Annotated in this window: 13 protein-coding genes; 4 read left to right on the forward strand and 9 right to left on the reverse strand. The window is 66.9% G+C overall.

What is annotated here, in order from left to right; translation table 11 throughout:
- Nucleotides 1-85: 85 nt before the first annotated feature.
- Nucleotides 86-1,744 carry a 2,3-epoxybenzoyl-CoA dihydrolase gene (boxC, locus tag AC1ROX_RS15025; protein WP_493126756.1) on the reverse strand — a complete coding sequence of 553 codons (1,659 nt, stop codon included), beginning with the start codon at nt 1,742-1,744 and terminating at the stop codon, nt 86-88.
- A 78-nt stretch (nt 1,745-1,822) separates the two neighbouring features.
- On the opposite strand from boxC, the gene AC1ROX_RS15030 reads away from it, so the two are divergent.
- From AC1ROX_RS15030 to AC1ROX_RS15045, 4 genes are read left to right on the forward strand one after another with little or no spacing between them, the layout of a single operon-like run.
- Entirely contained in the window at nt 1,823-2,242 is a 420-nt protein-coding gene (locus AC1ROX_RS15030) for a GNAT family N-acetyltransferase (protein ID WP_493126757.1), read from the forward strand.
- The gene (locus AC1ROX_RS15035; RefSeq protein ID WP_493126758.1) at nt 2,239-2,634 is read left to right on the forward strand and encodes an Rrf2 family transcriptional regulator; all 396 of its coding nucleotides are present in this window, start codon (nt 2,239-2,241) and stop codon (nt 2,632-2,634) included. Before AC1ROX_RS15030 ends, AC1ROX_RS15035 begins: the two co-directional genes overlap by 4 nt.
- A gap of 10 nt (nt 2,635-2,644) precedes the next feature.
- Nucleotides 2,645-3,352 carry a hypothetical protein gene (locus tag AC1ROX_RS15040; protein WP_493126759.1) on the forward strand — a complete coding sequence of 236 codons (708 nt, stop codon included), beginning with the start codon at nt 2,645-2,647 and terminating at the stop codon, nt 3,350-3,352.
- A gap of 4 nt (nt 3,353-3,356) precedes the next feature.
- Nucleotides 3,357-4,046 (forward strand): hypothetical protein, encoded by a 690-nt coding sequence (locus AC1ROX_RS15045; protein ID WP_493126760.1) that lies wholly within the window; start codon nt 3,357-3,359, stop codon nt 4,044-4,046.
- A 95-nt stretch (nt 4,047-4,141) separates the two neighbouring features.
- Here the strand turns inward: AC1ROX_RS15045 and acdA are convergent, their stop codons facing one another.
- The 8 genes from acdA to AC1ROX_RS15085 all read right to left on the reverse strand — a co-directional run bounded on the left by acdA (nt 4,142) and on the right by AC1ROX_RS15085 (nt 13,091).
- Nucleotides 4,142-5,335, reverse strand: coding sequence for a 3-sulfinopropanoyl-CoA desulfinase (acdA, locus tag AC1ROX_RS15050; protein ID WP_493126761.1), 1,194 nt, complete (start codon nt 5,333-5,335; stop codon nt 4,142-4,144).
- Nucleotides 5,332-6,861 (reverse strand): adenylate/guanylate cyclase domain-containing protein, encoded by a 1,530-nt coding sequence (locus tag AC1ROX_RS15055; protein ID WP_493126762.1) that lies wholly within the window; start codon nt 6,859-6,861, stop codon nt 5,332-5,334. Before AC1ROX_RS15055 ends, acdA begins: the two co-directional genes overlap by 4 nt.
- 10 nt (nt 6,862-6,871) lie before the next feature.
- Nucleotides 6,872-8,371 (reverse strand): adenylate/guanylate cyclase domain-containing protein, encoded by a 1,500-nt coding sequence (locus tag AC1ROX_RS15060; RefSeq protein ID WP_493126763.1) that lies wholly within the window; start codon nt 8,369-8,371, stop codon nt 6,872-6,874.
- A gap of 64 nt (nt 8,372-8,435) precedes the next feature.
- Nucleotides 8,436-9,527 (reverse strand): transglutaminase-like domain-containing protein, encoded by a 1,092-nt coding sequence (locus AC1ROX_RS15065; protein WP_493126764.1) that lies wholly within the window; start codon nt 9,525-9,527, stop codon nt 8,436-8,438.
- A 246-nt stretch (nt 9,528-9,773) separates the two neighbouring features.
- Nucleotides 9,774-10,490 carry an ABC transporter ATP-binding protein gene (locus tag AC1ROX_RS15070; protein WP_493126765.1) on the reverse strand — a complete coding sequence of 239 codons (717 nt, stop codon included), beginning with the start codon at nt 10,488-10,490 and terminating at the stop codon, nt 9,774-9,776.
- The gene (locus tag AC1ROX_RS15075) at nt 10,487-11,218 is read right to left on the reverse strand and encodes an ABC transporter ATP-binding protein (RefSeq protein WP_493126766.1); all 732 of its coding nucleotides are present in this window, start codon (nt 11,216-11,218) and stop codon (nt 10,487-10,489) included. Before AC1ROX_RS15075 ends, AC1ROX_RS15070 begins: the two co-directional genes overlap by 4 nt.
- Nucleotides 11,215-12,213 (reverse strand): branched-chain amino acid ABC transporter permease, encoded by a 999-nt coding sequence (locus tag AC1ROX_RS15080; RefSeq protein WP_493126767.1) that lies wholly within the window; start codon nt 12,211-12,213, stop codon nt 11,215-11,217. The genes AC1ROX_RS15075 and AC1ROX_RS15080 overlap by 4 nt, the downstream gene beginning before the upstream one ends.
- Nucleotides 12,210-13,091, reverse strand: a complete 882-nt coding sequence (locus AC1ROX_RS15085; RefSeq protein WP_493126768.1) for a branched-chain amino acid ABC transporter permease — start codon at nt 13,089-13,091, stop codon at nt 12,210-12,212. The genes AC1ROX_RS15080 and AC1ROX_RS15085 overlap by 4 nt, the downstream gene beginning before the upstream one ends.
- Between the last annotated feature and the right edge of the window lie 53 nt (nt 13,092-13,144).

A 13,144-nucleotide genomic window follows, 5' to 3' on the forward strand; every position in this document is an offset into this window, starting at 1 on the left:
GACGGAGGGGTCAGGCTTGCGTGCCGCGATGACCCCTCCGCCCCGATGACGGGGTACCTCCCCATTTGAATGGGGAGGAAATCCTTTAAGCCCGCTTGCGGTCGTACTTGCTCTGCTTGCCTGTGCCGTAGAGCTTCAGCGCGCCTTCGGGCCCCGTCGCGTTGGGGCGCTGAAAGATCCAGTTCTGCCAGGCCGAGAGGCGCGCGAAGATCTTGGTCTCCATCGTCTCTGGGCCAGGGAAACGCAGGTTCGCCTCCATGCCGATCAGCCCGTCGGGCGAGAAGCCGGCGCGTTCCTCGACGGCGAGACGCACCTCGTCTTCCCAGTCGATATCGTCGGGGGTGAAGGTAACGAGGCCGGCTTCGTCGGCCGCCGCGGCGTCCAGCGCCTCGCCGATCTCGCTTTTCAAATCGTCGACCAGCGACGGATCGTGCAAAAAGCGTGTCGCGAGCCGGGTCAGCCCGTTGCCCATCGGATAGGGGCCGAAGTTCATGTCGGTCAGTCGAACCGTCGCTGCCGGCAGGTTGGAGCCCTCGAACACGCCGTCCAGCATGTAGGAGCGGTCGGCCGCCAGCGCGACCTCGAGAAGGGTGCCGGTGAAGCAGGAGCCGGGCTCGATCAGCGCAATCAGGCTACGCGAGCTGACGTCGAGCCGCTTCAGGGTGCGCTTCCAGAAGAGCACGATCTCGCGCACCAGCCAGTCGCCGGCGTTCTTCGCCAGCAGCGCGTCGTAGGCCTCGACCAGCGCGGCGTCGCCCTGGCTGGTTAGCACCCAAGTCCCAATCTCGGTCTCGTTGAGCCGCAGATGCATCATCGCATCGTCGAACTCGCGCGCCAGCGCCAGCGGCCAGAAGGCGGCGCCTTCGGCATGCACGTCGGCCGGCGGCGCGGAGGCGGGGCCGTTGAGGCGGAACTTCGCCGAGCGGCCCTCGCGGTCGATCTCGACGGTGAGATGGCCGTAGCGCAGCGTGTCGCCATCGATCTGGCGCTCAACGGTCGGTAGCGCGATGCCCTTGGCGCCCTTCGGTCGGGCCGACCTGGCGGCGACGTCCTCGGCGATCTTCTGCGTCTGCTCGACGAGCTTGGACGGCGGAATAAGCTGGTCGACCAGCCGCCAATCGCGGGCGCGCTTGCCGCGCATGCCCTCGGCGGTGGTGCAGAAGAAGTCGGCATGGTCGCGCCGCACCATGCGCTTGTCGACGAGGCGCGTCAGTCCGCCGGTGCCGGGCAGCACCGCCAGCAGCGGCAGCTCGGGCAGGGACACCGCGCTCGATCCGTCGTCGGCCAGCAGGATCTGCTCGCAGGCCAGCGCCAGCTCGTAGCCACCGCCGGCGGCGATGCCGTTGATCGAGCAGATGTAGGTCTGGCCGGAATGGATGCTGGCGTCCTCGATGGCGAGGCGCGTCTCGTTGGTGAACTTGCAGAAGTTCACCTTGTGGTCATGCGTCGACAGGCCAAGCATGTTGATGTTGGCGCCGGAGCAGAAGATGCGGTCGCGCTGGGAGCGGATGACGACGGCGCCGATCCCGGGATGCTCGAAGCGCAGGCGCTGCACCGCATCGGCCAGCTCGATGTCGACGCCGAGATCGTAGGAATTGAGCTTGAGCTTGTAGCCGGGCTTCAGCCCGCCATCCTCGTTCACATCCATGGTGAGGTAGGCGACGCCGTTCTCGAGGGCGAGCTTCCAATGCTTGTAGCGGCTGGGATCGGTGCGGAAGTCGATGGGCGCGGCGGCGGGGTCCATGGCATTCCCTATTTCTGTAATTCGGTACTGAATTACCTATTTACTTTCTTCGCCGCAAGGTCATTCTCCTCCACAGACATGGTCGCCATCCGTCCTGCCCAAGCCTCTGATCTGACAGCGATTTCGGCGCTGGACGCCCGGCTGACCGGCTCCGACAAGCCTGACTACTGGCGCGAGATGCTGGCGCCGGAGCGGCATTTCCTGGTGGCCGAGACAGGTAAAGGCGCGCTCGCCGGCTTCATCGCCGGCGAGATCCGCGCCTGGGAATTCGGCCAGCCTGCCGCCGGCTGGGTGTTCGCCATTCAGGTCGATCCGAAGACACGCCTCAAAGGTGTCGGCAGCGCGCTGTTCGACGCGCTCGCGGCACGCTTCAAGGAGCAGGGCGTGACGCGGGTGCGCACGCTGGTCGATCGCAAGGACCATCTGATCCTTTCCTTCTTCCGCGCCCAGGGCATGGTCGCCGGCCCGTCGCTGCAACTCGACAAGGAATTGCCGTGAAACTCCAGACGGCGACGCGGCTCGGCCTCTACGCCATCCTGGAACTGGCGCGCGATCCGGCGCGGACCCTGTCGTCGGCCGACCTCGCCGAGCGCTTCGGCGTCTCGACGCATTCGCTCGCCAAAGTCCTGCGCACGCTGTCGGCCGCCGGCCTCGTGCAGGGTGGACGCGGCGCGTCGGGCGGCTACCGCTTCACCGGCAACCGCCGCCGCATCACCCTCATGGACATCGTCGCCCTGTTCGAACCGGCGCCCGGAAGCCGCGCCGCCGAGCCGGGCGAAGAGACCGAGATCGGCGCTGCTCTCCAAAGGATCCTCACCGAGATCGACGAAATCGCCGAGGCAACGCTGCGTTCAGTCAGCCTGGAGACTATGCTGAGGCGACCCAACTGAGGGGCAGCGCATGTCGGCGCGTCTGGTTTGTCTTCTCGCTCTTCTCGCTCTTCAGGCTCTCCCGGGCATCGCGCGTGCCCAGGAACCGTGGACGCCGCCAACGGGCTGCGTCGCGAAGGACTGGAAAGAGGTCGAGATGTTCCGCGACTGGCTCACCCATGCGCCGCCCGACAACGAACTGCAGTGGGCCAGGGAAAAGGGACGCTGGCCCGCCAACGGCGGTGTCTGGCGCTGGCTCGAGAGGCTCTATCTTGCGGTCGACGGCGATCGTGTCGTGTCGCTGGTCGACTGCCCGTTTACGGATGGTCTCTATCGCAATCTTTATGAGAAATACGACGAAACGGGCGGCTTTCACATCGTCAGCGTCCATTTCTATGAAGACCGGTTCTACGTGCTGGTGATCAAAAAGACCGGCCGGATCTTTGCCATTCCCGGGCTTCCGGTCTGGTCGCCGGACCGCACGCGTTTCGCTTATGGCGTCTGTAGCGTGATGAACAGCCAGGACGAGATCGCGATCTCGCGGGTATCACCGGACGGACTCAAGACGGAGACCGAAGGCCACATGCCCTGCGGCCTGGGCGACTGCGAGATCGCCTGGGAAAGCGCCGATACGGTCGCCGCGACGTGCGCGAAGGCCGGCGAGCAGGGCAACGAATACAAGGTGATGCGGCTCACCCGTCGCGGCGGAAGCTGGACGGCGACGACGTCGGACCGGTGACGCGATGCGCGGATGTCTCGCCTCCTGGATCGTGATCGCGGCGGGCTTGTTTGCAGGATCGGTCGATGCGCAGCCGGCGGGGCGGGAGGCCGAGGCCTGTGTTCCGGGCGCCCGTTCGGCGATGACGGAGGAGTACGAGCAGACGAGCCGTGCCGAGGATTGGCCCCGGGAAGCGCCGCGCCTCAGGGCGGACGTGCCCAACGTCTCGCGTCACGGCGACCGGCTGCGGCTGGCGATCGACGGCGGCAAGGTCGTCGAGCTTCAGGACTGTCCCTACGGCGATGCGGGCTACCAGTATCTCTACGAGCGCTACGATGACCCTGGCCGCTTTTACGTCGTGCGCACGCCGGGCGCCGACGACTTCGCCTGGACGCTGGTGATGAAGCGCACGGGCCGTCTGTTCACAGTCCACGGCGCGCCGGTCTGGGCGTCGGACAAGACACGCTTCCTGACGGTCGCCTGCTCGCTGCAGCCGGCACGCGGCACGCTCTCGATCTTCACGCCGTCGGATAGTGGGATTGCGAGCGAGGCCGAGTTCGAACTGCCCTGCGCGACCGAGAGCTGCTCGGCGCGCTGGGATTTCCAGTCGTGGATCTCGATCGCCTGCACGCCGCGCGACGACACGAGCCGGAAGGGCAAGGAGTTCGTCCTGATGCGTGGCAACGACGGCAAGTGGAACAGGTTTGGACGGTAGTCATTGGAGCGCGCAACTCCAGTTGCGCTCATATCTTGCTAAACATGAGCGCCACTGGAGTGGCGCGCTCCATTGATACGTTTCGCTGCGTTGCTCTACGCCTTGTCCCATCCGTCGCGCGTCTGCGGCAGCTTCTTCTTGAGCAGCGCGCCGGCCACGACGTTGCGCAGGACTTCCGCCGTGCCGCCGCCGATGGTGAACATGCGGACGTCGCGGGCCATGCGCTCCAGCGGCAGTTCGCGGCTGTAGCCGCGGGCGCCGAAGAACTGCAGGGCGTCGTTGACGATCTGGATGGCGCTCTCCGAGGTAAACACCTTGGCCTGGGCCGCCATCAGCATGTCGGGGAACCCGCCTTCGCCCGAGCGCGCGGCGTTGTAGACGAGGGCGCGCGCGGCCGAGAGCTTGATCGACATGTCGGCGAGCTTCCACTGCAGGCCCTGGAACTCGTTGATCGGGCGGCCGAACTGGTGGCGCTTCTCCGACCAGTCGAGCGCCAGCTGATAGGCGCCGTCGGCGATGCCCAGCGCCACGGTGGCGGCGCCGACCCGCTGGCTGTTGTAGGCTGTCATCAGGTCGGCGAAGCCCTTCTTCAGGCCGCGCGGCGGGATCACCAGTGCGGAGGGCGGCACGTCCAACTCCTCGAGGTCGATCACCGCCTCGGGAATGCCACGCAGGCCCATGGTCGGCTCGCGCTTGGTGATCTTCAGACCCTTGGTCTCGTCGCGGATGGCGAGGAAGCCACCGATGCCCTCGAAGGTGCCTTTCTCGTCGTAGACCTTGGCGAAGATGAGGTGCAGGCGCGAGACGCCGCCGCCGGTGATCCAGTGCTTGCGGCCATTCAGGACGTAGCGGTTGCCCTTCTTGTCGGCGCGGGTGGTCATGCCGTTGGCATCGGAGCCGGCATCGGGCTCGGTGATGCAGATGGCGGGCTTGTCGCCGGCCAGCACCATGTCGGCCGCCATCTTCTTCTGCTCTTCCGAGCCGTAGGCCATGACCGCGCTGATGGCGCCCATGTTGGTCTCGACGGCGATGCGGCCGGTGACGGCGCAGGCCGAGGACAGCGCCTCGATGGCGAGCACGGCGTCGAGCCAGTTCTTGCCCTGGCCGCCATACTGGGTCGGGATCGTCATGCCGATCAGCTTGGCATCCTTCAGCAGCTCGACATTGTCCCAGGGATACTGCTCGGTGCGATCGACCTCGGCGGCGCGCCTGGTGACGGGGCCGGCCGCCAGTTCGCGGGCATGGGCCTGCAGCTTCACCTGGTCGGGCGACAATCCGGATGCGGTCATGAACTTCTTGCCTGGCTGTTGGGATCGATACTGAAGATGGTGACCACATCGCTGCGGCCGCGGACGGCAACGCTGCCCAGGGCGTTGAACGCGAATTCGTCGCCGCAGGCCTGGCAGGTGCTGCCCGAGATGAGGATGCGCGTGCCGTGTTGCTTGTTCAACTCTTCGAGCCGCGATGCGAGGTTCACGGTGTCGCCCAGCAGGGTGAAGCTCATGCGCTCGCCGGCGCCGACCGAGCCGCCGATGACGCCGCCGGTGCTGATGCCGATGCGGGTCGCGAAGGCCATGCCGACATCGCCGAAGGTGCGGCTGTTGACGGCGCGCTGGATGTCGATGGCGGCACGCACCGCGGCGGCGGCGTGGCCCTCGCAGGCCAGCGGCATGTTGAAGGAGGCGAACAGCCCGTCGCCGATGAAGGTGTTGACGATGCCGCCATGGGCGCGGATCGGCGCCAGCACCGTCTCGAGATATTCGTTGAGCGCCAGCACGAGCTGGTCAGGCGGCAAGTGCTCGGCGATGGTGGTGAAGCCCGCGATGTCGGTGAACAGCACGGTGGCCTCGCGCGTCTCGCCGGCCAGCACGCCGTCGCCTTCGCGCCGCAGGATGGTGGAGGCGACGCTTTCGTCGACGTAGCGGCCGAAGGTCTCGCGGATGCGCTCGCGCTCGCGCAGGCCCTCGACCATATTGTTGAACTGGCCGGTCAGCGCGCCGACCTCGTCGTTCGAGGTGACGGGCACGCGCTGGCTGAGATCGCCCGCCGCGACCTTCTCCATGGCACCGGTCAGGATACGGATCGGCCGCAGCATCGAGCGCGTGATGAAATATGCCGTTAGCGCCACGCCCATGAGGGAGACGGCGACGTCGTTGCTGATCTCGAAGCGCAGCCGGTCGCCGTCATAGGAGAAGAGGTCGACGACGATCGCTGCCATCGGCGCGATCGAGATCACGACCAGCGCGACGATCAGCTTGACGGTGTAGCTGCCGAAGAACAGGCCCAGCGTGCGGCCGTAGTGGCGGAAGATGAAGCCGCACAGCCGGCCGAGATAGTCGCTGATGACGAAGTAGGTGTAGGTGAAATGGAAGACCGGCAGGATGATGCAGAGCGTGAGGACGTCGCTCAGTGACGGGACCGGCATGTGACTGACCGCCGGGTCGTTCATGAGGTAGCTCGATCCCAGGCGGAAGACGGTGAGGATCGCCATCAGGATCAGCACGTTCTGCGCCGTCAGCAGCGGGAGCTGGGTGATCCGCCGCTGCGTGTCCTCGAACGAGGTGCGGCCTTCCAGGAACGAGAGGATCGGCGCGAACAGCCGGTTGGCGAGGAAGTAATTCACGCCGCCCAGCAGGAGGAGACCGGCGCCCAACGAGCGCACGGCAAAGATCCATCCATCGGTCAGGAAGATGAAGAGCAGGGTGAAGACGAAGTCGATGGCGGCGCAGGAAATCGCCATCAGGAGATAGCGACGCCGCACGGCGGCGATGCCGTCCGCCGTCGGCGGAATGGGCTGAAGGGCAGCGTCGCTCATGCCATGCCACTCATGCTGCGCCGACCCGATAGACGACGATATGGCCGTGATGGCCGCGCACGTCGGTCGTTCCCAGCCGGTCGCAGGTGGCCTGCGCGCCGGCCGCCAGCACGGTGCTTTCGGCGGCGAGGATGTGGGTGCCGAACTTCTTGTTGAGCTGCTCGATGCGCGCAGCGACGTTCACGGCGTCGCCCAGCAGGGTGTAGCTCAGGCGATTGTCGGTGCCGATGGTCAGGCCGATCACCGGGCCGGTATTGATGCCGATGCGGGTCGGCAGGGCGAGCCCGTCGGCAAACCGGGCGGCGGAGAGAGCGGCCTGGATGTCGATCGCTGCGGCAATCGCTGCCGCGGCATGGTTCTCCAGCGGCCGCGGCAGGTTGAAGCTCGCGAACAGGCCGTCGCCGATGAAGCTGTTCACGATACCGCCATGGCGCTGGATCACCGGGACGATGGTCCGAAGATAGTCGTTCAGCATGGCGGCCACGGCGGCGGGGGCGATGCTCTCGGAGAGGCCGGTGAAACCCTCGATATCGGTGAACATCAGGGTGGCCTCGGCGGTGGTGTCGAGGCTGCGGCCGGTATTGCCGCGGTTGGCGAGGATCGTGACGGCGACCGCCTCGCTCACATACTTGCCGAACGTGTCGCGCAGATAGGCCTTCTCGGCCAGGCCCTCGACCATCTGGTTGAAGCGGCTGGCGGCGTGACCCAGCTCGTCGTCCGACGTCACCGGCAGCCGCACCGTATAGTCGTTGTCGGCGACTTGCCGCAGGCCGCTGTCCAGCCGGGTGATCGGCTTCGTCAGTCCCTGGGAGATCCAGCGATACATGAGGATGGCGCCAAGCGCCGACGTCGTGATGTCCGACGAGACCTCTCGGACGAGCCGGGCGCCGGAATAGCTCATGATATCGGCGATGATCAGGATCATGGTCGAAAACGAGACGAACAGCAGGGCCAGCGCGACCTTGCGGCGGAAGCGGCCCTTGAAGGTTGCGATGTTCACGCCGCGCAGGTCGAACAGCTGCTCGCACAGGCGGTCGAGATAGGCGGAGACCACGAAGAAGGTCAGGACGACGTTGAAGCCGGTCCCGACCGTTATGTTGGCGAAGAAGTCCGGCCAGCCGACCTGCTGCAGTGTTGCGCCGAAGGTGATGTCCAGGCGATGGGAGAGCAGGCGCAGGCCCACCATCGGCGCATACATCACCCCGACGACGATGGCCGAGTTGCGCGGCAGCTTCGACAGCGCAAGCTCGACGTCGCCGAAGGCTGCGCGTCCTTCGATGAAAAGCAGGATCGGGCGGATCAGGAGCCAGGCGCCGAGGCCGACGCCGGCGACCAGGAACAGTGCCGAGATGGCCAGCGACGGCAGGAAGACCTGCGGCGCTTCGTTCTGCACGCAATAGACGATGAGCGAGAGGACATCGAGCAGGAACGGAACCGACATCGCAAGGTAGTAGCGATCCGCGAGTCGGGCGGGCGCCATCGGCGGCGCCTCGTCGGTCGATGCGTTCATCCGCCGGGTATAATGCGGATCGGGGCGGAGCGGAACGCCCCGCCCGCCGCCAGGTCCGGCCCGGCTAGGCCGTCAGCTCACGCGCCGTGATCCGGTACTTGAACTTGTCCGGGTCGAGCGAATCGAGGAAACCGGAGCGGTTCTCCGCCTGTGGGTACATCAGGAAGGCGATCGGGTCCTCCTTGGAGCCCGGCAGCTTCACGTCGTGCGCGACATTGTAGGCGAGCCAGTTGCCTTCCCACGCGCCGAACAGAGCGCGGCGGGCGGCAACCACCTTGGGGTCGGTCATCGCCAGATTTGTCGGCGGCTCCTCCAGCACGACCTTGCGCACGTCGGCGGGATCGACCGGCGTCCAGCCCGAGCCCGGGAGCCAGACCTCGGCGCGGCAATGCTGCGCCTTGGAGACGACCTCCGAACCGGCGCCCAGCGCCTTGAAGCCGAATTCCGACGGCACCACGCGGATGCCGTAGACGTCGCGGGCCGGCAGGCCGACGGAGCGGGCGAGGCCGACATAGAGCGCGTTCAGGTCGGCGCACTTGCCGTTCAGGTTACCGGTCCTGATCATCGTCGTGATGTCACCGACGCCGCATCCCAGGGTCTTGGCGTTGCGGAAGGTGTTCTCGACGACCCAGTCGTAGATGGCGCGCGCCTTGGCGACCTCGCCCTGCTTGCCGCGCACGATCCCGTCGGCCGTCTCCTTCACGATGCCGTCGGTCGGCAGGAAGGTGGTCGGCATCAGGTTGAGCTTGCGTTCGGCGTCGCTCAGCGGCGCAGCATTGCCCTGGCCCGGCACGACCGAACGGTTCTGCGCCTGGACCTGCGCCACGATCTCGATCAGCGGCGACTGCTGGTCGGCGGCCCATTCCACGCGCAGCATCTCCGCGCCGTACTTGGCATCGCGCACGCGCTCGGCGATCTTCGCATTGCCGGTCCAGGTCACGGCGCCGGGGCGCTGCCAGTCGGGCGCTTCGAAGGTCGGCAGCGGGATCCACGCCTTGGTGGCGCCAGCCGTCGGCTCGACCCGCGTCGTCAGCACGTAGCTGCGCCAGCCCTTGGGCACGGGCGCGTAGGTCGCGGCCTGCGCCGATGCGAGGCGCGGTATGAGTCCCAGGGCGCCGGCGGCAACGCCGGCCTTGAGCATGTCTCGACGGTTCATCTTGGTGTTCCCCCTTTATGGCAGCGTTGCCGGGGAGGGCGGTCGTCCCGTCGGCGGGAGGAGCCAGCGCCATCCCGGACCGATCCGCGTCGCACGCGACAGCGTCAGTACCGGAGCCCAAGGTTTGCAGCCGGCCGCGGCTTTCGTCAACGCCCGGCAGGCCATCGAAAAAGCCGGAATTCCGTCGAACAAACGAAACAAACGAAACAAACGAATCGGAGTCGGCGGCCCCCGAATCAGAGCCTGTTAGAGGCCGAGATAGGCCTGGCGGACGCGGTCGTTGGTCAGCAGGTCGGCGCCCGGGCCCTCGAGTTCGATGCGGCCGTTTTCCAGCACGTAGCCGCGATGGGCGACCCGCAGCGAGGCCATCACGTTCTGTTCGACCAGCAGGATGGTGAGGCCTTCCTCGTTCAGCCGGCGCACGATGCGGAAGACCTCCTGCACGATGGTCGGCGCCAGCCCGAGCGACGGCTCGTCGAACATGATGAGGCGCGGCTGGCCCATCAGGCAGCGGCCGATCGCCAGCATCTGCTGCTCGCCGCCGGAGAGCGTGCCGGCCGCCTGACGGCGCCGTTCGGCGAGGCGCGGGAACATGGCGAAGACGCGGTCCAGCGTCTGCTTCTCCAGCGCGCGGGCGCGCTTGGGCGTCGCGCCCATCTCGAGGTTCTCCAGCACGGAGAGATTGGGAAAGACCTGGCGGCCCTCGGCGACATGGCCGACGCCCGCCTCGCAGACGCGATAGGAAGGCCAGCCGGTGATGTCGGTGCCGTCGAAGCGGACATGGCCGCGCGCCGGCTTCTCGATGCCGTGGATCGAGCGGATCAGCGAGCTCTTGCCCGCGCCGTTGGCGCCGACGATGGCCACGATCTCGCCCTCTGCAATCTCGAGCGACACGCCGGCCAGCGCCTGCGCGTCGCCGTAGTAGAGGTCGATGCCTTCGACCTGCAGCAACGGCGCACTCATGCGGGCTCCGCTTCGCCGAGATAGACGTCGAGCACGGCCTGGTGGCGCGCGATCTCGGCCGGCGTGCCCTCGGCGATCTTCTCGCCGTAGCTCACCACGACGATGTTGGACGCCAGCGCCATCACGGCGCGCATCACATGCTCGATCAGCAGCACGGTGAGGCCGGTACGCCGGTTGAGGTCCTGCAGGAAGGAAACCATCACGTCGATCTCGGTCGGACGCAACCCCGCCATCACCTCGTCGAGCAGCAGCAGCTTGGGCTCGGTGGCCAGCGCGCGGGCGACTTCGAGGCGCTTGCGGTCGGGCAGGGTGAGACTCTCCGCCGCCTGGTGGCGGCGGTCGTGCAGGCCCAGCTGTTGCAGGATGTCGGCGGCGTAGGCGCGCGCGTCGGGAAGTGCCGGCCGGCGATGCAGGGCGCCCACCGTCACGTTCTCCAGCACGCTTAGCCCCTTGAACGGCTTCACGATCTGGAAGGTGCGGCCGACGCCGGCATCGCAGACGCGGTCGGGTCGCAGGCCGGAGATCTGCTTGCCGTCGAGGCGCACGCGGCCGGCATCGGGCCGGTAGACGCCGGCGATCACGTTGAAGATCGTGGTCTTGCCGGCGCCGTTCGGGCCGATCAGGGCGTTGATGGCACCCGCCGGCACGTCGAACGAGACGTCGTGCACGGCGCGCAGCCCGCGGAAGCTCTTGCCGATGCCGTCGAGTTCGAGCCGCGCGCCGCTCATCGCTTCTTCTCCGAGAAGCCCAGGCGCTCGGCGAGCCACGGCCAGACGCCAGCCGGCCGGTACATCACGATCACCAGCAGCGCGAGGCCGTAGAAGATCTGCTTCAGGCCGGAGACGTGGAAGACCTCGCTGAGGTCCGTGAAGATCTCGCCAAGGCCCGTCAGAACGACGGCGCCGACGATGGGACCGAACAGCGTGCCCAGCCCGCCAATGATCGGTGCCAGCGTGAACTCGATCGAGCGGCCCATGGCGAAGGCCGTCTCGGGGAAGAGGTTGTTGTAGTAGAAGGCGTTCCAGACGCCGGCCAGCGCCGTCAGCGCGGCCGAGATCACGATGGCGATCATCTTGCAGCGCAGGACCGGGACGCCCACGGCTTGCGCTGCTTCCGGGTCTTCGCGGATGGCGAGCCAGTAGCGGCCGAGCCGGCTTTCCAGCAGGGCGCGGCACAGGATGAAGGCGCCGGCTGCCAGCGCCAGGATCACGTAGTAGAAAAGGATCGGCCCGCCGCGCAGGTTAATAATGTCGGAGCCGGCGTCGACCTTGAGGAACAGGCCGCCCGAGCCGCCGACCCAGAGCCAGTGATCGAAGGCGATGCGCGTGAACTCGCTGAAGGCGATTGTGAGCAAGGCGAAATACACGCCGGCCAGCGAAAAGCGGAAGCCGAGATAGCCGACGATCGAGCCGGCGAGCGAGGCCGCCGCGACGGCGACGAACACGCCGGCCCACGGCCCCAGCCCGTAGTGGAAGAAGAGGCCGGCCGCGATGTAGCCGCCCAGGCCGGCATAGAGCGCATGGCCCAGCGAAAGCTGGCCGGCGAAGCCCATCATGATGTTCCAGGCCTGGCCGACATAGGCGAAGTACAGGACCAGGATGAGCACCGAGAGCGCGTACTTGCCGAGCAGCGCCGGCGCCACCAGCAATGCGACGAGCAGCAGGCCGAGGCCCCAGAGCGAGCGGGCCGGCACGCCGTCGGTGAGGCGCGCAAGAAGGCTCATTGGCCCTTCTTTCCGAACAGGCCCTGCGGCCGCAGGAGCAGCACCAGGATCAGGATACCGAAGCTCACCATGCTCTTCAGCGAGGGCTGGATCAGGAGCCCGGCCACCGCCTCGCTGACGCCGATGAGGAGACCGCCGGCCAGCGCGCCGGTCATGCTGCCGAGGCCGCCCACGATCACGATGACGAAGGCCAGCAGCGTGTATTCGGCGGCGAGGAAGGGTGTCACCGGGATGATGGTGATCATCAGCGCCCCGGCGGCGCCCACGCAGGCCGCGCCGACGCCGAAGGTGAAGGCATAGAGCCGGCGGACGTCGAGGCCGACGACGAGCGCGCCGAGATTGTTGTCGGCGGCGGCCCGGATCGATTTGCCGGTGCGAGTTCGGGTGAAGAAGAGCCAGAGCAGGCCGGCGATCACCACGGCGGTGAGGGCAGCATGCACGCGCACCGCGTCGAACACGAAGGGGCCGAGATCGTAGGATTCGAACTGCGACTCCATCTGCACGCCACGCGAGTCGGGGCCGGCGATGGCCAGGCAGGCATTGACCAGCAGGATGGCGATGGCCAGCAGCAGCAGGAACTGCTGGTGCTCCGGCCGGCCGATGAACGGCGAGATCACCGCGCGCTGCAGAGCATAGCCCGCGCCGAAGAAGATCACGGCAATCACCGGCAGGCTCAGCATCGGCGAAACCTGCAGGTATTCAAATCCCATCCAGGCGAGATACATGCCGACGACCATCATCTCGCCATGGGCGAAGTTGACCACGCGCATGACGCCGAAGATCACCGACAGGCCGAGCGCCATCAGCCCGTAGACCATGCCGGTCAACAGGCCCTTGGTGATCGCCTGGGCGAGCGAGAGAAGGAAGTCGGCGGTCATCGGCTCATATAATTCAAGGATCCCTCACTTCGTTCGGGATGACACTGTGTTTG

The organism is Reyranella sp. GW821-FHT14A01, from assembly GCF_058803965.1.